Genomic DNA, 22,364 nt, shown 5'->3' with positions numbered 1-22,364 from the left:
GTTTATAAAGGGAGGACAATTAATGGATTTTATTAATATTACAGGTGCTTCACAAAATAACTTGAAAAACATAGATGTAAATATCCCAAAACACTTAGTAACGGTATTTACAGGTCGTTCTGGTTCAGGGAAATCATCTTTAGTGTTTAATACTGTTGCTGCGGAGTCTGAACAGCTACTAAATGAAAGTTATTCTAGTTATATTCAATTTCATTTAAATCAACAACCCAGACCGAAAGTAAAGAAAATTAAAAATCTTCCTGTAGCAATGACGATTAATCAGAGAAGATTCAATGGGAATTCTCGCTCCACGGTAGGAACAGTTTCGGATATATATGCCTCTGTTAGATTACTGTGGTCTAGAATAGGCGAACCGTTTGTTGGTTATTCAGATGCATATTCCTTCAATAGTCCTAAGGGCATGTGTAAAACTTGTGAGGGATTAGGATATATTGAAGACATTAACTTAGATGAATTGCTAGATTGGGATAAGTCTTTAAATGAAGGTGCAATAGACTTTCCTTCTTTTGGACCAGACAAAGAGCGTGGTAAAGCCTATAGAGATAGTGGTTTATTTGATAATAATAAAAAATTGAAAGATTATACAAAAGATGAATTAGAATTGTTTTTATATCAAGAGCCAATGACATTAAAAAATCCTCCTAAAGAATGGAGAAAGTCAGCTAAATATGTAGGACTAATACATAGATTCAGTAGAATATTTTTAGGTGATAAAGAATTTAATAAGAAACGCTACGCCAAACATCTTAAAAATGTAGTAAATAATAAAATCTGTCCAACATGTAAAGGTCAACGTCTAAACTCGAAAATATTAAGTTCTAAAATTATGAGTAAAAATATTTCTGATTTCACACAAATGACAATTAAGGAAAATTTAGAGTTTCTTAATAAATTAGAGGATCCAACAGCCAAATATATTATTGATCCTCTCAAAAAGCAGTTAGAAGCACTAGAATATATTGGATTAAGTTATTTAACGCTTAACCGTGTAACAACGACATTATCAGGCGGTGAAGCGCAACGGCTTAAATTAATACGTCATTTAAATAGTTCTTTATCGGATTTAGTTTACATTATAGATGAACCAAGTGTTGGCTTGCATCCGGAAGATATAGCTAAAATCAATGAAATTTTAAAATCATTAAAAGAAAAAGGTAATACTGTGTTAATTGTTGAACATGATCCCGATGTCATTAAAGAAGGAGACTATATCATAGATATTGGGCCAGGTTCAGGAAAAAACGGCGGTGAAATCACATTTGAAGGAACATATAATGAATTACTATCTTCAAATACTTCGACAGGTAACGCATTACGTAACAAACATAATTTAAAAGAGAATATTCGTGAAGCTAACCACTTTTATAATATCGGTCCTGTGACACAAAACAATTTAAATAACGTAAAAACGTCTATACCTAAACACGTATTAACAGTCTTAACAGGTGTTGCTGGTTCAGGTAAGAGTACCCTTGTTAAAGCAGGTTTTGAAAATAATGACCATACCATCTTTATTGATCAAAAAGCAGTTCAAGGATCTAATAGATCTAATCTATTAACGTATTTAGGTGTTTTTGATAGTGTAAGAAGCTATTTCAGTAAAGAAACAGGCTTAAATAAAGCTATGTTTAGTTATAATTCAAAAGGTGCCTGTCCAAATTGTGGTGGAAAGGGCTATATTAAAACGGAACTTGCTTTTATGGGTGATTTTTCACAGACATGTGAAGTTTGTCATGGCAAACGTTATAAACAAGAAGTATTAGATGCTACCATAGACGGGTATTCAATCGCCGATGTTCTCAATTTGACGGTTGACGAAGGTATCATTTTCTTTGATAAAAAGAATGATATTAAGTCAAAATTACAATCTGTAAGTAAGACAGGTTTGAATTATATGTCACTTGGACAACCTTTATCCACTTTATCTGGTGGAGAGATTCAACGCGTGAAACTAGGACAACATTTAGATGAAGAGATAAACAATAGTATTTTTATTTTTGACGAACCAACTACAGGCCTACATGAATCGGATATCCCTATATTGATGGAGTGTTTTGATGATTTAATTGATCAAAACAATACTGTTATTTTGATTGAACATAATTTATCGATTATGTGTGAAGCAGATTGGATCATCGATGTCGGCCCAGGCCCAGGGTTGGATGGCGGAAAGGTCCAATTTAGTGGAACACCTAAAAACTTCATTGATAGTTCAGAAACATTGACATCTAAACACTTGAAACGCTATATCAATCAGTAAAAAAAGAAGAGTTGGATGAGTTTATATTTATTATATTCAATCAACTCTTTTCTCATCCTAGGTTCTTTCAATATAAAAATGTTGAATATCATAACAAGAAATTTTATACATCTAAAGATTTAGCTTTATCTGTTATTTGAGGAAAATGGAAAACACCTATCATATATCAGTTATTACAAACAGAAGTTTTACGACTTAGTGAGTTTGAAAAATTGTTGCCTGAGATTAATTAAAGAATGCTTATTAGACAGCTTAGAGAATTAGAGCATGATGAAATTATTGAAAGAATTGTCAATTCAGTAGTTCCACAAAAAGTTGAATATAAGTTAACGAACATAGGAAAACACTAGATAAAGTAGTTTATGCAATTTGTGATTGGGGGATGAATTTCTGGAAAAAATTTCTAAATATAAAAATGTTAAAATTTAAATATATATGTAAAAGACGCCTCAACTTTGAATGAGTTATTCAAAGTAAGGCGTCTTTATCTATATGTTATTGTGATTTGATAATAATATAACAAATAATTCCAAAGGTGGATATTCAAATGAAAAAATATGTTTTAAAAAGTTTGTTAGTTACTACAACTGCTTCAATGATTTTTGGATTTATAGGTGAAACATTTGTCCAAGCTCAAGAGACAAATTTTGAAAATGATATAAAGATACAACAAGATAAGGTAAGTTAATCTCAAATTAATAAAGAGGCAGATCAATTAGAACAAGGTCTTAACAGTTATTTTTTTAATTGAAAAAATGCCAGATAGTGTAGCAAACAATGGGATAGACTCAGGAGTTAAATGGTTAAATCAAAATAAAGGACAGGATTATAAGGGATATAAGTTTATAGCTACAGACAGAAATATTCAATTAGTTCCAAATGGTAAAACTATTGTTACATATGGTAAAGGAGCATGTGTTCTAGCTATTGGTAATGCTATTGCACAAAATGCAATACCTTGGGCTAAGATATTAAAAGTCAAAAAAGCAACTAAAGCTGTTGGTGGTATTCAAAAATTATCTGGGAAAATCAAAGTAGCATATAAACATCAAAGAAATCTTGGTAAATCAAGGAAAGTAACATTAAAATCTGGAACAAAAGTAGCTATGAAAGCTTTTCCTAAAGCTACTAGACAAGTTGTACTTGAATTATTTTCTTTAGGAAGAGTAGCCACAGCTTGTTTTGGTTGGTAAAGTAACAAAATATTCATTCAAGGTATATATTAGTGAACGACTTTTTAATTTGTTTTTAAGAAGTCATTTTTTAATTATAGAAACAATATTACGTATTTAATAGTACATATAGATGAAACTACGACGCATATACACTTTGATATAAAGATATTATTACTGTAGCGTTGGTTAATTATTTAAAATTTCAAATACTTGAAGAATTGCCATATCAAACAAAAAGTTATTTAAATAATTTTGAAGTTAAAGATATTTGTATCATTAAAAATTTTTACTAAAAGGAAAAAAGCTTTTTAATAATACAAATAATACATATTATCGTTTAGAAGATGTTGAATTTTAAATTATTAATGTTTTAAAAGGTTTTAAAGCGATGTTGCTACAAAAGAATGAAACAGTTGAAGCTATGCAAGGTTAGTTAATGTAATCGATTAAAACTGAACTAGAAGAAATACATGCGCTAAATATGCGTCGTTAAAACATACCTAAATATTATTTTTTATGAATAATTCAAATATTCTTTCATAAATTCAAAATATTTTGGTGTTTTTAAAGAAGAATACCCCTGTAAGAACTAAAAATCAGACCTACTTTTTGAATGATTTTATGCCAATTTTTAAATTTGCATGTAGATGGGCAGTGTTTAAAAAATTCGACACTGGTTTTGCTCAAATTTTGTTTTTGAAATTAAAATATATTTATTTAGCTCTCATTAAACTTAATATATTTTTAATTAGTTTAAGAGTCCTATATATAGGGAAAAAGATATGTAATGTTTTATATAATATTAAAATAAAGGAGATTAAATTATGAAAAAAATTATTGGTTTGGTAGCAAGTATTGTTGTTTTAATTACTTTATCTGCCTGCGGGATTGAAAAAACTAAAACATTTGTTGGGGAAAAAGATAATGTGAAAATGGAGGTAACTTATACATATAAAGGGGACAAAGTAATTAAACAAAAATCTGTAAATACTTTGAAATATAGTGATTTTGGTTTTAATGATGATACATCTAAAAAAATGCTTAAGAAAGAAATAAAGAGACAAAGTGAAAAAATGCAAGACATTAAAGGTGTAAAGGAATCTATTAAAGAGAATGATGAAGGGCTTTTAGAAACTACAACTATAGATTTAAAAAATGCTGATATGACTAATTTAGAAGCTGAAGGTATTATTAGTACTTCTGATAATAAAGGGAAAGGCTTTAGTATGAAGAAAACTGAGAAGAAAATGAAAAAAGATGGTTTTAAAGAAAAAGAAGACTAATTTTGACTTAATATATTTTATACACTTGGAATAACGTTAGCAAAAAGCTAGCGTTATTTTTTATTTTTAACCCCTTTGTAATTATAGTGTTCAACAGGAGTGATTGTTCAAATTTTTGTTTGTGAAACACATTTATATTTATTTGGCTCTCATTTGCGTTTTAAGGGCTAATTTAAAAATATATATAAATAACTTTAATTCTTTAAAATACCCACTTACAGTTAAGAAAAAAGGCATTTATGGTTCAAATAATATTTGTGATGAAGTTTTTTGACAAAGGAGAAGCTAATTTTGAAAGTTGTTTTATATTTCGTATATTATTTGATTGCGTTTTTTGTTTTGAAGTCATTATTAGATTTAGTACTTCAATTAATGTTTCCAATTGAACTTAAGTTATATACAAATTTGATTTCTGCATTGATTTTTTCAGTATTTATGACGCCACTCACTTTTGTATTAAAAAAGAATAAAATCAAGAAGTAGAACGTGCATTTATGCCGAGAAAGTTTCCTAATTTAGGATTTTACATATTGTTTTCAACCTTTCACGTAATTCGTTGATATCACGTTCTAATTCTTCATAATTGGGTGCGTCATATTGATGTTGGTCGTAATATCTGGCAATTTGATTGGCATTTGTGACCAACATACTCCAATCTTTAGTTATCGACTGTTTCTCGGATTCGCTCACACGAAAACTGATTTGTTTCGGATCTTTACGGTTGAGTTTATTTTGTCGCTAGCCACTGACGTGCCAGCTTGTTGGGGATTATCCCCAATCTCCTTATGGATTTTTGACTATCACTATTGTTATATTATATATAATAAATATAATATTAAATTTAAGGAGGTAATTATGTATATTATATAGAATAAAAAATTCTCGTGTATCAGTCTTTTTTAACTGTTGTCTTATTGTTTATAAGCTATTTTACAGATTCAAATATTTTCCGAGGGTTAATGTTTCTTTTCCTAGGGTTATCTTTTTTATTATTCTAAAATTACAGGATATATTTTAAGCTTTATAGCTTTAATTGTAATTATAGGGTCTTTTATTTTTTAGAATTTAAGAAGCATCCGGGAAATAAAGTTCTAGGATAAGTAAATAAAGAGGTTAGGAATTATGTCTCAGCCTCTTCTTAAATTCTATTTAATATCTTTTGATACTAGTTACTGTACCAACACGTTTACACTTTGGTAATTGATAAGGATTTTCTCTAACCATTCTGTTTTTTGAATATCCTTTAACGACAATACCTTTTCCTCCGGTCCAGCCGTTTATTCTAGCGCCAGCTAGAGCTATACTAGAACCAATAGAAATTGGTGTAGCGATTCTTTTTACCAATACATTTTTAACAAATCCTCCAACAGTTCCAATACCACCTATTCCAGCAGAGTTTTTAATTTGTTTATTTGAAAATTTGTACGAGAAATTTTTCTTTTTGGGCGAACATTTTTTAGCATATGTAGTTACTGTTTTACCATCTGCTGATCTAGAACTAGTTTTAACTGCTGTTTTTTCAAGAAAGTGTTTTTGTTCTTTAGGAGATAAAGAATTATAGTCGATACTCACTGGTTCTTTTGAATTAAGAAATTCATCTACAGTTTTAGCATCTTTATAACTTTCATTAGTATTAATGTTATCAAAAGTTCTTTCTTCTGACTTACTCATTGATGGGATAACTAAACTTATAATTAAAGAAAGAGCTAAAAAAATATTTTTTCATATAATAATTCTTCTTGTTTTTAATATTTATAATTTTACAATATCATACTTTCATAATAATAAAAGTATTAATATTATATTTATAAAATTATTATTATTGTGATTTTATTTTGAAAAAAATCAAGTATTAAGAAATAAGAAGTAAGTTATAAAATTTAACTACCCATAATCGTTAATTATGTTAACTAATCAAAAAGACCTAAAAGGTATTAAACCAATCTCAGAACCATAGTGGTTACACTGAAATCTTTAAGCTATCAAAATAGCTAATTATGGTCATTATCAAGTAGATAATTTTATTAAAAAATACATTATAAATAAACTGAAAGTTAAAAAAAGACCACTTAATTCAGTGATCTTTTTTATTATTATTTAGTTCTTTTTTGATTTCATCTGGTGATTTTCTTTCGTGTGCTATTTTTAAAAGTTTACTAATTCTTTCGCTTTTTATCATATCACCTTGAAATTGAAAGTTGTTTTCAGGAGTAGCGTATGCGTTAAAATCATCTTCTTTGTTATTGTTTATATAACCATCAATTACAGCACTTCCCATAGGACTTTTTTCTATGTTGTTAAAATGTACAGATTTGATGGAATTAGTTTTTTTAGTGTTATATTTGAGATAAAGAGTGATACGTTCTTGTTGTTCTTTGTAGTAGATTTCCTTTTGTTTTTCACGTTCGTCATGTTTCATTTTGAGATAGACGCCTCCAATAATGATTAATATAATAAATATAATACTAATAAATATTAAAATTTTCTTTTTCGACATAGATATATAACTCCTAAAATGAGGTGATTTTATGAATAGTTTACATGATAAAGATAATACATATAAACGATTAGCTAAAGAATCATATGGTATTGAGCCAAATCAAAAAAAAATAACAATAAAATATTCAAATAAAAAAAATAGATTTTAAAGTAGTAGGTTTTAGACAAAATAAGTTTAATGGCTTAAAGATGGCTGGTTTATCACCAATTGAAAAAGATGGAGAAGTGAATAAAAACGAGTTATATATGGTGTATGCGGGTACGAATGTGACTGAAGATTTTGGTTCTGATATAGTCGAGGATGGTAAGATAGCAGGAGCGAAATTTGGTGGTGGATTAAGAACGGCACCAACAAAAAAAGAACAAGAAATTTATGGTAATTTGAATAAAAAAGTGATTGGTTATGATACTGGTGTGGCTGATTTTTCACAGAATGTTATAAGTGATCCTATTTCTCAGAGTAAAGAATCGTATATTTTCACAGGTGCTTTAATTAATAAACAAAAGCCTAAACATATATATGGTGATGGGCATAGTTTGGGTGGCGGTTTAGCATTGATGAATGGTGTGATGTATAACTTTGATGGTGTACGTGTTTTTTCAGCACCGAATACATTTGATTGGTTACCGGATGATGTGAAAGAGAATTATCATGCTGAAAAATATGATGGTAAGTTTATTAATTATGTTCATCGTTCAGATATGATAGGTAATTCAGACTTGTTTGCAAAGCGTATTGGTATACAGATATATGCAAAAGACGTTGAACATCATAGTGTATTAGATTTTCTTAATCTGATTTTAGGTCATGGTATGGATACATTTGATTTTAAGGGGGATAATGTTCATATTAAAATGGACACAGAAGAAATAGGACGTATCGCAAGACAATTAAAAAATTCTTGTCATTTCGTAGATGATGCAATTAAATCGTATCAAGCATATATAGATGATACTAATGCAGCTGCGAAACGAATTGAAAGAAAATACGCAGAAAAAATAAGAACAGGTCATTATAAACATATAAAGCCCTCAGATATAGAGGGTTATATGCAAGAGTTATCTGTATCTAAAAAATATGAATTTTATGATAGTACTTCATTTGATAACGTAATGAGAGACTTACATCGAATTAAAAAAATTTGAATCGTTTGCGGATAAATTAATGAATGCTACAGAAAAGATGGAATCTCGAGATAAAGACTTAGGAGAATTATATAAAATATTTGAGAAGTAATGTGTATGAGTCTACTAGATGATATTGGAGAAAATATCGTTGAAAAAAATGATTTATATGGATTTAAACAGGATATGAAAAATAAATTACAAACAAAAATTGAAGAATCAAAAACAAAAATTAAAGATATTGATGATGATATTTGGGATTGGCAAATGACGGTCAAAAATACAATAGATGATATTGTAGAGCATTGCGAAGGTAAAATAGCAGAGCGTGCACGTGAAAATTTAAGTCAAGATAAGCGAGATATTTCAGGTATGAGATGGATAGCAGAAGAAGCAGAAAGAAGTTGTAAATTGGGAAGTTGGTTTTAGCAGATGTTAACAAAAGTTAATGTCTTTTTAATCCATTACATGGGCTTTGATTATACATAAAACATACAAAGTAACTACCTATAATTAACGAATTATGTTAACTAATAACAAAAAGGTAAACGTTGAAATGATAGCGTTTGCCCTTTTGTGTTTGTATTATAGGTTATGCGTATTTTATACAACGTTAATATGATACGTTTTCATATATTTTCATCAAAAATTTTGTATTTGTATTCAATCTTAAGCGTCTAAAAATAGATGATTTAATCCCGACTATTATTTAGACGTTCATCATATACTTATTTAACTTGTGACGATGTATTGTATTTAGCTGTTGCATACACTTGAAAAGTTTCTTAGCATAATCGCGAGTACGATTTTAAACTGAAATAGTAAATAATCTTGATAAAGTACAAAGAGGATTTGCAGTATATTTTTTTAATTATTCACATTTACTTTTTAAAGTTGATAAGCTTTTTTGAATAGAAATAATATTAGTCTCTCTTAAAATTAAAAAAGGATTTAAAATAACAAAAATATTTATGATAAATTTTTAAAGGGAGACATAAAAATTTTTGTAATTATTTTAGGTATTTTAGTAATTACTTCATGGCGTTTGTTTTAAGAGAATATGAAAATGGTAATCAAGATGGGACTAAAACTCAAACTGTTATTTTACGACGTATTTATGTCAATACAACAAAGTCTTTAATAGACTTAGAATTAAAAAGAGTTTTTGGATGACTTTAATGATTTTAATAATCTTTTTATTGATTAATGCTTTGCCAGCTTTTTATTTTAGAAGAAAGTATTTAAATTTAAATAGGTGCTAGTTTGGCAACAACTGCATTACTATCTTCTAATCTTATTGGTTGGGCTATACTCGGTGGAATCGCTGCTGGTACTCTTATTACAGCAGTTTCTGATTTAGCTTATCAAAATAATTGGTTTGGTACTAAAGATGGTGTTGATTGGGCTGGTCATCAAATTGACAAAGGAATTGATAAATATATTGATTTTAAAACTAAGGAAATTACTTTAGAAGCAAAGGGCGCATTATATATGAAAAACAAGTTGCAGCATGGTTCTCAGGAGGTTGTAGAAAGGGTTGAAAATGGTGCCAACTATTTTAGTAATAAAGCCCAAAAAGTCGAAAAAAAAGTTGGTGAAGCTGTCAATAATGTCAAAAAAGTTGTAAATCCAATGAAATGGAGTTGGTGAAAATAAATGAATAATATATACATGATATATAAAAATCCTCGATATAGAATCATTCAAAAAGATAATCGCTATTTAATGGTCGATTTAGAACAAAATTGGTATTCATATTTATGTCCAATGCTGAATTGGTTTATACCTATTAAATTCACAGAATTAACTTATCAAGAATTCAATAATATAAACATATTTCATAATGGAGGACAAAAGAGTCAAGGTATGCTAGCAGGTGGTATTGGTGTCACTATCAGTGTGTTATTAAGAAGTCTTGTGGGTTATATGGATATTAATATTAGTCGAATTTGGATAGTTTTTATGTTTTTAATTGGATTTGTTGCTGTGATCACACTTCGTTTATCTATAAGAAAGAAGTTAAATCATCCAGCATTTAATAAAAAGAGTAAACAAAAAGTAAGACTAATTCCAGTATTCAAAAACATGATAATTATGGTATTCAATTATTTTATTTTAATTTATCTAATAACTGGACTATTTGATATGATGGTCATTGAAAATATACAAAATATTTGGATTTATATATGTTGGTTAGGTATTGTTTTAGCATTTTTATTTATGAACATAGCTTCAATTTTTGATAGAAAAGTACATGCCAAAATTAAAAATATAAGAAGGTAGGTGGGGTAAAGTGGAAACATTAGGAAGTAGTATATATGTAAAAGAAGGTTCCCAAAAGTTAATGATTATCAATCGTGGGCCAATTGTAGAAATTGAGGGTTAAAAGTATTTGTTCGATTATTCAGCATGTAAGTATCCAGTTGGTGTTGTAGAAGATCAAATATACTATTTCAACTAAGAGAATTTTGATAACGTTATATTTGAAGGCTATTCTGATCAAGATGAAACAAGATTTCAAGAATTATTTAAAGAGATGATGGGTAATTTGGATGAAGATATTAAACGTGAGACTGTTCAACAAAAAAGATAGTTACGGACTGATTTAACTTAAGTCATGATTATCGGAAGTAGATATGTTTGTATATTCACAGATGGTATAATAATAGAGTCGCTTATCTCTCAGGCGTCAAGTTGACGTAGAGAGGAGGTGCATATCAGATGGTCGAAGCTCTTGTTCACATCACGACCACAGTCATCAGTGGTTGTATTGTTGCGTTATTTACGCATTGGCTACGTACACGTAACAATAAGAAAAAATAGGCGATATTAGTCAACACCTAAAAATCCCCTCACTACTCGCAATAGTGAGGGGATTGGTGCATATAATGCACGAAGCTCTTGTTGACTAAATTATAACACTGGTTAGTAGAAGAATGCAAAGATAGAAGTATAATTAAAGGATAAAGGTTATGAAAAGTAAACAAACCCTGAAAAAATTGTATTATGATTTATTTAGCACTAATTTTTTAATTAACTATGGTTATTTTGATATTACTCCAAAAAATAATCAAGATTTAACAGATTTAAATAACTATGGTAAAGCAGATGCATTTTACTTGAAAATATTTAACATGAGTAAATTAGCAGAATATATTTCTAGTAATCCATTTTATAATAAAAAATTTTTAGAGAATGAAAAAGTATATAGTACTGAACCATTAACATTTACTATTCCGATATATTTAAAGATGTCGAATCGTTCCAGAAAAACGTACAACAAGGCATTAACCAAGCTAAAACTGCATGGGATCCAGGAAAACAAGCATTTAATATTCCTGCAGGCAAAGATATGGAATGGGCTAAAGTCAGTCAGCAGAAAGCATTAGAAGTAAGAATGAATAAGATTAACCAGAAAACCAAGGATGGTAAGAAATTAAGTAAGAATGATTTACAGATAGTTATGGGATACGCACAAAGCCATCCCCAAGAAGATGTTCCTAAAAACTTAAAAGAATATATGATACAAAATAAAGATTCAATTACTAGAGACTTAGGACTTGATATTGCATCAAGTGGAGTAGAACAAGTTGGTTTTAATATGCAAAAGTTTGCTGGTGTATTAAATACTTACGGTGGATTTAAAGGACCCAAAGGTAAAAACAGCTTTGTTCAAGTTACCAATAAATCAGGAAATCAAATGATAAAGCATGGACGTTTAGTAAGTAATATTGGTAAAGCAGGTGGTTATACTACAATGGGCGTTGGCTTCGGTTTAGTTATGTATGATGATTTAGCTTATCAAAATAATTGGTTTGGTACTAGAGATGGTGTTGATTGGGCTGGTCATCAAATTGACAAAGGAATTGATAAATATATTGATTTTAAAACTAAGGAAATTACCTTGAAAGCAAAGGGTGCATTATATATGAAAAACAAGTTACAGGATAGTTCTCAAGAGATTGTCGAAGGTGTTGAAAATGGTGCCAACTATTTTAGTAATAAAGCAAAAAAGGTTAAAAAATGTTGGTGAAGCAGTCAACAATGTCAAAAAAAGTAGCAAATTCCATGAAATGGAGTTGGTGAAAATAAATGGATAATATATACACGATATATAAAAATCCTAGATATAAAATTATCCAAAAAGGTAATCGCTATTTAATGGTCGACTTAGAACAAAATTGGTATTCATACCTATGCCCTATGTTGAATTGGCTTATTCCTATTAAATACACCGAGTTGACTGATCAAGAATTTAATAATATAAATATTTTTAATAATCGTAGCCACAATAGTCAAGGTATGATGGTCGCTGGCATTGGTGTCACTATAAGTGTGCTTTTAAGAAGCGTAATAGGTTTCATGTATGTTAATATTAGTCAAATTTGGTTAGTAATAATGTTTTTACTCGGGTTTATCGCCGTGATTGCGTTACGTCTATCTATAAGTAAGAAATTGAATCATCCAGCATTTAATCAAAATAGCACACAAAAGGTAATGTTGATTCCATCGTTTAAAAATATGATACTGGTGGTGTTTTGTTATTTCATGTTCCTATTTTTTTCAATTGCTCCTATTCAAATGATTTTTGATGATAATCAAAATATTTTTGGTTATATAGGTTGGTTAGTTACGTTGTTTCTGTTTACTATTATGAACATAGTTTCGATTTCTGATAGAAAAGTACATGTCAAAACTAAAAACATAGGAAGACAGGCGAAATAGTGTGGAAACAATAGGAAGTATCGTATACCTAAAAGAAGGTTCTCAAAAATTAATGATTATTAATCGTGGACCAATTGTAGAAATTGAGGGTCAAAAGTATTTGTTCGATTATTCAGCATGTAAGTATCCAGTTGGTGTTGTAGAATATCAAATATACTATTTCAACGAAGAGAATATTGATAACGTTATATTTGAGGGCTATTGTGATCAAGATGAAACAAGATTTCAAGAATTATTTAAAGAGATGATGGATAATTTGGATGAAGATGTTCAACGTGGTACTGTTCAACAAAAAGATAGTTACGGATTGATTTAACATAAGTCATAATTATCATAAGTTACCTATAATAAAATAAATTTTGTTCGTAAATCGTTAAAAATATACAATGAATATGATTATTGTGGTCATTTTATTTTGCTTTATTATCAGGTACTAAAAATGTTAAACTATTAAGGGTATAAAGGGTTAGTAAACATAAAGTTAACCAGCCTGTAGTAATAATCAATTTAAATTAAGGAGACACTATCATGTTAAATCTAGAAAATAAAACCTACGTCATTATGGGTATTGCGAATAAACGTAGTATCGCATTTGGCGTCGCTAAAGTATTAGATCGATTAGGTGCTAAACTAGTATTTACATATCGTAAAGAGCGTAGTCGTAAAGAATTAGAAAAATTATTAGAACAATTAAATCAATCTGAACATTATCTCTATGAAATTGATGTTCAAAATGATGAGGATATCATTAATGGTTTTGCTCAAATCAGAAAAGATGTAGGCCAGATTGATGGTGTTTATCATTCAATCGCATTTGCCAACATGGAAGATTTACGAGGTCGATTTTCAGAAACATCTCGCGAAGGTTTCTTACTTGCACAAGAAATTAGTTCATATTCACTTACTCTCGTAGCTCATGAAGCCAAAAAACTTATGCCTGAAGGTGGAAGTATTGTTGCGACGACTTATATTGGTGGTGAGGCAGCAGTTCACAACTATAATGTTATGGGTGTAGCTAAAGCAAGTTTAGAGGCGAATGTTAAATATTTAGCTTTAGACTTAGGTGAAGATAATATTCGTGTCAACGCAATTTCTGCAGGGCCAATTCGTACTTTAAGCGCTAAAGGTGTAGGTGGATTTAATACAATTCTTAAAGAAATTGAAGCAAGAGCACCGTTAAAACGCAACGTTGACCAAGAAGAAGTAGGTAAGACAGCTGCATATTTGTTAAGTGATCTTTCAAGTGGCGTAACTGGAGAGAACATCCACGTGGATGGTGGATTCCACGCCATTAAATAATTATTGATAAATTAAAAAGTCAGATAGTATAATCTCACAATTGGTGCACAGGGATGATTTGAAATTAAAAATCATCCCTGTTTTTGTGTATAAGAATGCGTTTTGACATTTAATTATTCAAAAAATAAATTGACAATCGCAATTCTACTTTGATATTTATAATATATTTAATGTATAATTATTAATTTTAGATGCACTATTTATTTTGTTGTTAGGAATGTATCGGGGGTTAAAAATTTTATTAAATGCATAATTCCATATAAACAGTAGAAATGACGGAGCTCTATAAGATGATATGTTTCATTGCTTACGTGTATAAAAAAACCAAAGACATCTAATTATGTCCTTGGCTTGAATTGGTGGTATAATTTTCAATCTTATGATTATAGCTATTATTAATCTTTAACATTACTATTTGCTTTATCGACAATACGTTGACGATATTTAAAAATGTTGCTCACTAATGTTTTGATTACAGCGTATAATGGAACTGCAACAAGAATGAGTGTGAATCCACCTAAATCTCCAGCTGCAAGTATAACTACAATAATAGTTAATGGGTGAATGCTTAATGATTTACCCATTACATTAGGAGTAATCACGTTACCTTCAAGTTGTTGTGCGATTAATGTTACGACACATACCCAAATAAAAGTTGAAGGACCATCAATGATACCTAGTATCGCTGCCGGTGCAAAAGATAACCATGGACCTAAAAATGGTATTAAGTTAGCTACGCCGGCGAATAATACTAATAAAGGCGTATATGGTAATCCTATAATCGTATAACCTATATATAAAATAATACCTAAGATGATACTAACTGTCACTTGACCTTGAATATATGATTTTAAAGTGAAGTTTAAGTCTTTTAATAAATCTACAACAAAAACTTTACGTTCTCCTTTGAAAAATTTACCGATTGCTGGGATAAATTTTTCATGATCTTTTAGCATATATATCAGGAAGAAAGGCACCATTATTAATAAAAATACAGTTGAGATGAAAGACGTAATATATGACACTGAATTAGATAAAATAGACGTTGCGCCATCTCCCATGGATTTAACTGCTTTATTAATACGATGTGTGACATCATCTGGTAATTTATCCATTTGTCTTAACGAGAAATTAATTAATTGTTCGGCTTCTCTTTGTAATGATGGTGTTTGTTTAATTAAGTTATTAATATTGGAAATAATGATAGGTGCTATAAATGATACCACAATAGCGATGATAGCTATTAATCCTATGAATATTGTTGTTATACTAGCCCAACGTGGAAAACCCCACTTTTCTAATATGTTTTGAAAAGGTAAACATATGTAAAAGAGAAATCCACTAATTAAAAATGGAAGGAAGACTGAACCAATGATAGTAGCTATTGGAGCAAATACTTCATGTACTTCCATAAATAGTTTGATGAGTATGAACAGCATAATAAAAAATATTCCTGTTCTAAACCAAACCTTATTGAACATAGATTGTGATCCTCCTATTTTATTCTTTTTCATACTCAATAAGTATATATCAAAACTCAGTCATTAAAAAGAGTAAATACTTTTACAATATAACTGAATGCACTGTATTTTTAATAAAATGAAAAAACTAGTATGAAATTAATTTGTATACGAGCTTGCTATAAATTTAAAAGTATTATAAGTATTGATACAATAGTATTAACATTACAAGGGAGCATCGGTTTATGTCGGAGTTTAAAGTAGGTAAGATTAATAAAAAAATAATACATAGTGATATTTTAAATAGGGATATAACATTATCGATTTATTTACCTGAGGATTATACAAATTTATTTAAATATCAGTTGATTTTTTGCTTTGATGGTTTAGATTTTTTTAGATTTGGTAGAATTCAACGTATATATGAACAGTTACGTGAAGAGCAATCAATACAACGTGCAATTATAGTAGGATTCCATTACGAAGATATTGAAAAACGTAGGGAAGAATTTCATCCTTCAGGAAGTCGTTCTAATTTAACCATTAAAGCAATGGGAAAAGAAATTCTTCCTTATATCGATGCGACATTTCCAACTTATAAAGTAGGTAATACAAGGTTACTTATTGGAGATAGTTTAGCAGGAAGTATCGCTTTGATGACTGCAATGACTTATCCAACTATATTTAGTCAAGTTGCGTTATTGAGCCCAATGTATAATGAAAATATTAAGCAAAAATTTGATACATGTATGAATAAAGATCAATTGACGATATGGCATGCCATTGGTTTAGAAGAAGAAGATTTTATTTTACCAACTAATGGTAAAAGAGCTAACTTTTTAACACCTAACCGCGAATTGAACCAACTGATTAAAGAAGGTAATACTGAATATTTCTATAAAGAATTTAAGGGTGGACATCATTGGAAATCATGGAAACCACTGCTAGGAGATATTCTCTTGAAATTTCTAAGTAATCAAATAAATGGAAAATATGTTTAATAAAGTAATATAAATAAAATAGTATGTTAGCGAAGGGTTATTAAATACGATAAATCTATTAATTTCAGAAATGTAATTGTTTTCATGATAAAAGTAACGGTTTTCAAAAAGTTTTGATATAATAGGAATAAGTTAAACAAAGGAGGAATTTAAATGATTTTAGGATTAGCATTGGTTCCGTCAAAGTCATTTCAAGATGAGGTGAATGCTTACCGCAAGCGATATGACAATCATTATGCTCAAATAATGCCTCATATCACGATTAAACCTCAATTTGAAATCGATGATCATGATTTTAATTTAATTAAAGATGAAGTGAAAAATCGAATTTCTAGTATAAAACCAGTAGAAGTACATGCTACAAAGGCATCTAATTTTGCTCCAATCAGTAATGTTATATACTTCAAAGTTGCTAAAACAGAACCATTAGAGCAATTATTTAATCAATTTAATACAGAAGATTTTTACGGTACTGCTGAACATCCTTTTGTACCTCATTTTACAATTGCCCAAGGTCTAACAAGTCAAGAGTTTGAAGATATATATGGTCAAGTAAAATTAGCAGGGGTAGACCATAGAGAAATAATCGAAGAACTATCGTTACTTCAATATAGTGAAGAAGAAGACAAATGGACTATTATTGAAACTTTTACATTGGGATAAGAAATCCAAAATTGTAAAGTGAAATTGAATTTACAGAATCATATTGTTAAATACAAGAAGAGCGCTTAAATCAACTAAAAACGCCAAATCCTATTGTGTTTCAGTAGGATTTGGCGTTTTTATATGAAACATAATTATATTGTATAGTTAATCATTCAAAAAGATTAATGTACGCTTTATATTGAATATTCATATTTCAAATGCATATCAATGACGTTTCATTAATATATACAACTCATCTTTATATAAATGATTTATAGATTTTAAGGTTTAACCCTTCTGTTTGTTTTAATAAAGTAATATCCGTAAAATACTGCAAGTGCAAGAAAAATCATCGCTGAAAAATAAAAAGTATTATTTAAATTATTAGTAAATTGAGTAATTAGACCTCCGACTAGTGGACCTATCATTGAACCGAAGCCTTGAACACTGTTGAACACGCCCCACGTTTCTTCCTGTTCGTTAGGATTAATATGACCAGCCATAAAGGTATTCCAAGCCGGTAAGAGGATACCATACATAAGCCCAATAAACAGCCCTATGGTCCAAACTATATATATATTTGTAATTGTAGATAGCCCGAATATAAGAATTGTATATAGTATAAAGCCACTAAAAATAACTCCATACATAAAACCTTTGCTATTATTATCGATGATTTTTGATAAAAATAACATAGAGAAAGCACACCCTATGCCACCAATAATGATTGCTATTGTATATTCAACGGTTGATACTTTCACAACTTGCGTTGCATATTTTGGGAGAATAGGTACAAGTGCTGCTATAGCTGCTCCTTGTAACAAGATACCTGGAAATAGGATAAGATGACGTTGTGTAACATCTACAATTTGTTTTAATTGTGCTTTCACAGGTTTAGTATTGTAATTTGTTAAGTTGATATTAACAAAATAGTATAGAATCCATGCAATAAGCACAACCAAGGCCATCAAAAATGCAAAACGAGTAGGATGGAATTTAATAAGTAAGTTCATGATAACCATACCTACCAATAAACCTAGCAACCATGAAAAGTATACATAACCCATTTGTTTGCCGCGGTTTCTTTCATCTACACTAGATAGCATAATAACCCAAATCGGACTAACAGCAATTCCTAACATAATAGCACTGAAAATAATTATGAATGGTGATGCCGGGAACCATATCACTAAAAACAAGCTTATAAAAGCAAGTAAGAATCCAGATGTAAGTACTAATTTTGAACCAAACTTTTTAAGTAAAAAGCCGATGACAAAATTTGTTGCAGCATCTGCGATAAAGTGAATGGAAAAAGCAAATGATGTGATTGCTATTGCGATAGAGGTCACTGTAGGTAAAAAGTTTATATAACTTAATATGTACATACCTCTTGCAAATTCCATCAGAAACAGAATTACCAACATCATAACAAAGTTTCTGTTACTTGAGTAATTACTTGACGAAGAATCTTGCATACAAAGGAACCTTTCCATAGATTTCATCAGGTTGAGATGAGTGACCTATTAAATCTAATAAATCTTTACAAATCTTTCTAGTAGAATACCCTACCTTTGATTCTAGCATTTTAGATGACATAACCTTTAAAGTCTCTTCGTTATTTGTTAAGTCAGAAACAATATCAATTGCTTCATTTGGAGTATCTGCTATTTTTCCAAATCCTTTACTTTCAAAGTAATATGCATTTTCAAGTTCTTGACCAGGTGCAGGGTTTAAAAAAATCATAGGAATACAACGACTAAGTCCTTCGGAAATTGTGATACCACCAGGTTTGGTAATCATTAGTTGGCTTGATGCCATCCACTCATTCATGTGATTTGTATATCCTAATATTTTTACACTTGGATTATCTTTGAACTTAGATTTTAATGAACGTTTAAGTTCTTTACTACGTCCACAAATCATGACCACTTGCGAATTTGGACTTTTTTCTAAAATATTATTAATCATATAGTCAAAGCCTTTTGAAACGCCAAATGCACCTGCTGACATTAATATAGTAGGTTTGGAAGGATCTAAATGTTGTTGCGATAACCATTCTTCTTTATCAATAGATTCTTCAAATTTATCAGCAATAGGAATGCCTGTCACTTTAATATATGAAGCAGGAACACCAGCTTCAATGAAATCATCTTTAGTATCTTTTGTTGCTACATAATATCTTTGTGAATAGGGTGTAATCCAATTTTTATGCATGCGATAATCTGTCATAACTGTCGCAATAGGGATATTTATATTAAATTGTTCGGTCAACACTGACATCACAGGTGTTGGAAATGTTAATAATATGAGATCAGGCTTTTCTTTAATAAGTAAGTTGATGAGTTTATTTAATCCATAATATTTATAAAAACATTTATCGAGCTCATTAGGGCGACTATAATAAAATCGTTTATATGTATTTCTAAAATATTTAAAGCTATTGATATACCATTTCTTACATATAGAAGTCATAATTGGATGAGCTTCCATAAACAAATCATGTTGAATGACTGATAAATGATTGAGATTCATCTCATTCAATTGGTTGACAATACTTTGCGTGACTTGCATATGACCGTTACCAAATGATCCAGTAATAATCAATATCTTTTTATTTTGAGTAACCATTTATAGCCACCCTCCGTTAATTTCTAAAATTTATAATAATTGTAACGTATTTTCATACATTGTAAAAGGAAAAGAAGTGTACCATTTATTGTATTTAAATACTATAAATACGGCGTGCAATACAATGCTTTGTCGTAAATTTGCTTTATAAAGTGTTCATTATTTATTAAGTATGGTTGCAAGATAACGAAACTAAATTTGAACACATTCTGCATGATTTTAGTATTATCTTCAAAAAATCTTAGTATTTGCTATATATTATGTTAATACATGTATATCTTAGCATTATTTAAATAAGGAATGAATTATTTAAAGGTGAGCGCAACAAAATTTTAAGTATATTTTAACACTACCTTAACAGTCTTTAATGAATGATTTTATCGCTATCTAATAGAACGTGATTTGGATATATTACGTCAATTATGATTAAAAATAAATTAATAAGACTTATAATTATAAATTTATCAACGATAATAAAACGTGTATAATAGACTTATTGTAAAAAAAAGGAGCGATACATTTTGAATGCAAGTGCGTTGTTCAAAAAAATTAGAGTAAAAAATGTAATTGGTACATTAGATATACAGGTGGACGATATTACCACTGACTCACGTACAGCTAAAGAGGGAAGTCTATTTGTAGCATCTAAAGGATATACGGTAGATAGTCATAAGTTTTGTCAAAATGTAGTAGATCAAGGTTGTAGTATTGTTGTTGTCAATAGAGAACTCAAACTTAAAGGTAATGTGACGCAAGTCGTTGTTCCAGACACTTTACGTGTTGCAAGTCTATTGGCACATGAATTATATGAGTTTCCAAGTCACCAACTGACGACATATGGTGTTACGGGGACGAACGGGAAAACATCGATTGCAACTATGATTCATTTAATTTATAGAAAATTGAATAAAAATAGTGCATATCTAGGTACGAATGGATTTCAAGTTAATGAAACAAAAACAAAAGGTGCGAATACAACACCAGAAACAGTAGCATTAACAAAAAAGATTAAAGAAGCAGTTGATGCCAATGCAGAAGCAATGACCATGGAAGTTTCTAGTCATGGATTGGCCTTAGGACGACTTAGAGGCGTAGAATTTGACGTTGCTATCTTTTCAAATTTGACTCAAGATCATTTAGACTTTCATGGAACGATGGAAGCTTATGGACATGCTAAATCGTTATTATTTAGCCAGCTTGGTGAAGATTTATCTAAAGAAAAATATGTTGTATTAAATAATGATGATGACTTCTCCGATTATTTAGCAAGTGTGACCCCCTATGAAGTATTTACATATGGTATTACACACGAAGCGCAATTTATGGCTAAAAACATTAAAGAATCTTTGCAAGGTGTAGAATTTGAATTTTTTACTCCTTTTGGAAGTTTTCCAGTTAGATCTCCTTATGTAGGTAGATTTAACATTTCAAATATTATGGCTGCTATGATTGCGGTTTGGAGTAAGGGAACAAATTTAAATGAAATTATTAATGCTGTTACTGAACTTGAACCTGTAGAGGGTCGCTTAGAAGTACTCGACCCATCACTTCCTATAGATTTGATTATAGATTATGCACATACTGCAGATGGTATGAATAAACTGATTGATGCTGTACAACCATTTGTTAAACAAAAGCTGATCTTTTTAGTAGGTATGGCTGGGGAAAGAGATTTAACGAAAACACCTGAGATGGGGAGAGTAGCATGTCGAGCAGATTATGTTATTTTTACTCCAGATAATCCTGCTAACGATGACCCTAAAATGTTGACAGCTGAATTAGCTAAAGGCGCAACGCATGAGAATTATATAGAGTTTGATGACCGTGCAGAAGGTATTAGACACGCGATTGATATTGCTGAACCAGGAGATACAGTTGTTTTGGCCTCAAAAGGTAGAGAGCCTTATCAAATTATGCCTGGTCATGTTAAAGTCCCACATCGCGATGACTTAATTGGTTTAAAAGCAGCATATCAAAAATTTGGTGGTGGACCTGTTGAAGATTAAATCACTTCAGTTTCATGGAATGATGATGAACGTATATCACCATCAGTCTAATGATTCAATCATGTTAGCTATTCCAGAACTTTTTTGGTCCATTGAATTATCCAAAGAGTTAGATACAGATCAACTATATGAAGAATTAGTGATGCAATTATTCAATTTGTTGACTGAAGTTGAAGCAGATACATTGGCACGTAATATAACTGATTTGATTAGAAATGAATCCAAAGGAGAATGATA

At 29.8% G+C, this 22,364-nt stretch carries 25 protein-coding genes and 3 pseudogenes; 22 read left to right on the top strand and 6 right to left on the bottom strand.

Translation table 11 applies throughout. From position 1 onward, the window contains the following. Window positions 1-22: 22 nt before the first annotated feature. The 7 genes and pseudogenes from NST35_RS08925 to NST35_RS08900 all read left to right on the top strand — a co-directional run bounded on the left by NST35_RS08925 (window position 23) and on the right by NST35_RS08900 (window position 5,222). Window positions 23-2,281, top strand: coding sequence for an ATP-binding cassette domain-containing protein (locus NST35_RS08925; protein ID WP_002457159.1), 2,259 nt, complete (start codon window positions 23-25; stop codon window positions 2,279-2,281). Window positions 2,282-2,517: 236 nt separating this feature from the next. Then, entirely contained in the window at window positions 2,518-2,631 is a 114-nt protein-coding gene (locus NST35_RS12530; RefSeq protein WP_002457157.1) for a winged helix-turn-helix transcriptional regulator, read from the top strand. 197 nt (window positions 2,632-2,828) lie between these two features. Beyond that, window positions 2,829-2,969, top strand: coding sequence for a hypothetical protein (locus NST35_RS08920; protein WP_002457156.1), 141 nt, complete (start codon window positions 2,829-2,831; stop codon window positions 2,967-2,969). Between the two features lie 67 nt (window positions 2,970-3,036). Then, complete coding sequence (locus NST35_RS08915; RefSeq protein ID WP_002457155.1) at window positions 3,037-3,474, top strand: hypothetical protein; 438 nt, start codon at window positions 3,037-3,039, stop codon at window positions 3,472-3,474. A gap of 176 nt (window positions 3,475-3,650) precedes the next feature. After that, a pseudogene (locus tag NST35_RS08910) lies at window positions 3,651-3,949 on the top strand (replication protein A); the annotation flags it as partial. A 331-nt stretch (window positions 3,950-4,280) separates the two neighbouring features. Then, window positions 4,281-4,739: a DUF1307 domain-containing protein gene (locus NST35_RS08905; protein ID WP_340747300.1), complete on the top strand. Its 459-nt coding sequence runs from the start codon at window positions 4,281-4,283 to the stop codon at window positions 4,737-4,739. A gap of 291 nt (window positions 4,740-5,030) precedes the next feature. Further along, window positions 5,031-5,222, top strand: a complete 192-nt coding sequence (locus NST35_RS08900) for a hypothetical protein (RefSeq protein WP_002457153.1) — start codon at window positions 5,031-5,033, stop codon at window positions 5,220-5,222. A 27-nt stretch (window positions 5,223-5,249) separates the two neighbouring features. Here the strand turns inward: NST35_RS08900 and NST35_RS08895 are convergent. From NST35_RS08895 to NST35_RS08885, 3 genes and pseudogenes are all read right to left on the bottom strand, one after another. Further along, window positions 5,250-5,477, bottom strand: a pseudogene (locus tag NST35_RS08895) (plasmid mobilization protein); the annotation flags it as partial. Window positions 5,478-5,888: 411 nt separating this feature from the next. Beyond that, window positions 5,889-6,410, bottom strand: a complete 522-nt coding sequence (locus NST35_RS08890) for a hypothetical protein (protein WP_002457151.1) — start codon at window positions 6,408-6,410, stop codon at window positions 5,889-5,891. A gap of 403 nt (window positions 6,411-6,813) precedes the next feature. Beyond that, complete coding sequence (locus NST35_RS08885) at window positions 6,814-7,236, bottom strand: DUF1433 domain-containing protein (protein ID WP_002457150.1); 423 nt, start codon at window positions 7,234-7,236, stop codon at window positions 6,814-6,816. A 191-nt stretch (window positions 7,237-7,427) separates the two neighbouring features. Here NST35_RS08885 and NST35_RS08880 point away from each other — a divergent pair, with 191 nt between their 5' ends. The 11 genes and pseudogenes from NST35_RS08880 to fabI all read left to right on the top strand — a co-directional run bounded on the left by NST35_RS08880 (window position 7,428) and on the right by fabI (window position 14,387). After that, window positions 7,428-8,384 (top strand): hypothetical protein, encoded by a 957-nt coding sequence (locus tag NST35_RS08880; protein ID WP_002457148.1) that lies wholly within the window; start codon window positions 7,428-7,430, stop codon window positions 8,382-8,384. Window positions 8,385-8,480: 96 nt separating this feature from the next. Then, the gene (locus tag NST35_RS08875) at window positions 8,481-8,792 is read left to right on the top strand and encodes a hypothetical protein (RefSeq protein ID WP_002457147.1); all 312 of its coding nucleotides are present in this window, start codon (window positions 8,481-8,483) and stop codon (window positions 8,790-8,792) included. A gap of 834 nt (window positions 8,793-9,626) precedes the next feature. Continuing rightward, complete coding sequence (locus NST35_RS08870) at window positions 9,627-10,013, top strand: hypothetical protein (protein ID WP_002457145.1); 387 nt, start codon at window positions 9,627-9,629, stop codon at window positions 10,011-10,013. A gap of 6 nt (window positions 10,014-10,019) precedes the next feature. Next, entirely contained in the window at window positions 10,020-10,646 is a 627-nt protein-coding gene (locus NST35_RS08865; protein ID WP_002457144.1) for a DUF443 family protein, read from the top strand. 10 nt (window positions 10,647-10,656) lie between these two features. Beyond that, window positions 10,657-10,956: pseudogene (locus tag NST35_RS08860) on the top strand (DUF4176 domain-containing protein). Window positions 10,957-11,084: 128 nt separating this feature from the next. Continuing rightward, complete coding sequence (locus NST35_RS08855; protein ID WP_000228874.1) at window positions 11,085-11,186, top strand: type I toxin-antitoxin system Fst family toxin; 102 nt, start codon at window positions 11,085-11,087, stop codon at window positions 11,184-11,186. Between the two features lie 149 nt (window positions 11,187-11,335). Continuing rightward, window positions 11,336-11,752, top strand: coding sequence for a hypothetical protein (locus tag NST35_RS08850; protein ID WP_032604433.1), 417 nt, complete (start codon window positions 11,336-11,338; stop codon window positions 11,750-11,752). After that, window positions 11,716-12,396, top strand: coding sequence for a hypothetical protein (locus NST35_RS08845; RefSeq protein WP_002457143.1), 681 nt, complete (start codon window positions 11,716-11,718; stop codon window positions 12,394-12,396). Before NST35_RS08850 ends, NST35_RS08845 begins: the two co-directional genes overlap by 37 nt. 59 nt (window positions 12,397-12,455) lie before the next feature. After that, on the top strand, window positions 12,456-13,088 hold the full coding sequence (locus NST35_RS08840) for a DUF443 family protein (RefSeq protein ID WP_002457142.1): 633 nt from the start codon (window positions 12,456-12,458) through the stop codon (window positions 13,086-13,088). Between the two features lies 1 nt (window position 13,089). After that, entirely contained in the window at window positions 13,090-13,404 is a 315-nt protein-coding gene (locus tag NST35_RS08835; RefSeq protein WP_002457141.1) for a DUF4176 domain-containing protein, read from the top strand. A 212-nt stretch (window positions 13,405-13,616) separates the two neighbouring features. Continuing rightward, entirely contained in the window at window positions 13,617-14,387 is a 771-nt protein-coding gene (fabI, locus tag NST35_RS08830; protein WP_002457140.1) for an enoyl-ACP reductase FabI, read from the top strand. 395 nt (window positions 14,388-14,782) lie between these two features. Here fabI and cozEa read toward each other — a convergent pair whose 3' ends face one another. Then, window positions 14,783-15,868 carry a lipoteichoic acid biosynthesis protein CozEa gene (cozEa, locus tag NST35_RS08825; RefSeq protein ID WP_002457139.1) on the bottom strand — a complete coding sequence of 362 codons (1,086 nt, stop codon included), beginning with the start codon at window positions 15,866-15,868 and terminating at the stop codon, window positions 14,783-14,785. A gap of 224 nt (window positions 15,869-16,092) precedes the next feature. On the opposite strand from cozEa, the gene NST35_RS08820 reads away from it, so the two are divergent. Together NST35_RS08820 and NST35_RS08815 are read left to right on the top strand one after the other, a co-directional pair. Beyond that, window positions 16,093-16,848 carry an esterase family protein gene (locus NST35_RS08820; protein ID WP_002457138.1) on the top strand — a complete coding sequence of 252 codons (756 nt, stop codon included), beginning with the start codon at window positions 16,093-16,095 and terminating at the stop codon, window positions 16,846-16,848. Between the two features lie 153 nt (window positions 16,849-17,001). Beyond that, window positions 17,002-17,511 carry a YjcG family protein gene (locus tag NST35_RS08815; protein ID WP_002457137.1) on the top strand — a complete coding sequence of 170 codons (510 nt, stop codon included), beginning with the start codon at window positions 17,002-17,004 and terminating at the stop codon, window positions 17,509-17,511. Window positions 17,512-17,774: 263 nt separating this feature from the next. Here the strand turns inward: NST35_RS08815 and ltaA are convergent, their stop codons facing one another. Then, a complete protein-coding gene (gene ltaA / locus NST35_RS08810; protein ID WP_002490070.1) occupies window positions 17,775-18,968 on the bottom strand; it encodes a lipoteichoic acid biosynthesis MFS flippase LtaA in 1,194 nt (397 codons plus the stop codon). Continuing rightward, window positions 18,946-20,121: a diglucosyl diacylglycerol synthase gene (locus tag NST35_RS08805; RefSeq protein ID WP_002458034.1), complete on the bottom strand. Its 1,176-nt coding sequence runs from the start codon at window positions 20,119-20,121 to the stop codon at window positions 18,946-18,948. The genes ltaA and NST35_RS08805 overlap by 23 nt, the downstream gene beginning before the upstream one ends. Before the next feature lie 521 nt (window positions 20,122-20,642). Here NST35_RS08805 and NST35_RS08800 point away from each other — a divergent pair. Further along, window positions 20,643-22,127 (top strand): UDP-N-acetylmuramoyl-L-alanyl-D-glutamate--L-lysine ligase, encoded by a 1,485-nt coding sequence (locus tag NST35_RS08800; RefSeq protein WP_002458035.1) that lies wholly within the window; start codon window positions 20,643-20,645, stop codon window positions 22,125-22,127. Continuing rightward, a complete protein-coding gene (locus NST35_RS08795; protein WP_002499277.1) occupies window positions 22,117-22,362 on the top strand; it encodes a YueH family protein in 246 nt (81 codons plus the stop codon). Before NST35_RS08800 ends, NST35_RS08795 begins: the two co-directional genes overlap by 11 nt. Window positions 22,363-22,364: the final 2 nt, after the last annotated feature.

Origin of the sequence: Staphylococcus sp. FSL W8-0304 (assembly GCF_038006565.1) — a bacterium.
GTDB lineage: Bacteria > Bacillota > Bacilli > Staphylococcales > Staphylococcaceae > Staphylococcus > Staphylococcus epidermidis.
The sequence above is the reverse complement of the archived record's forward strand: the minus strand, read 5'-3'. Positions and strand labels throughout refer to the sequence as shown.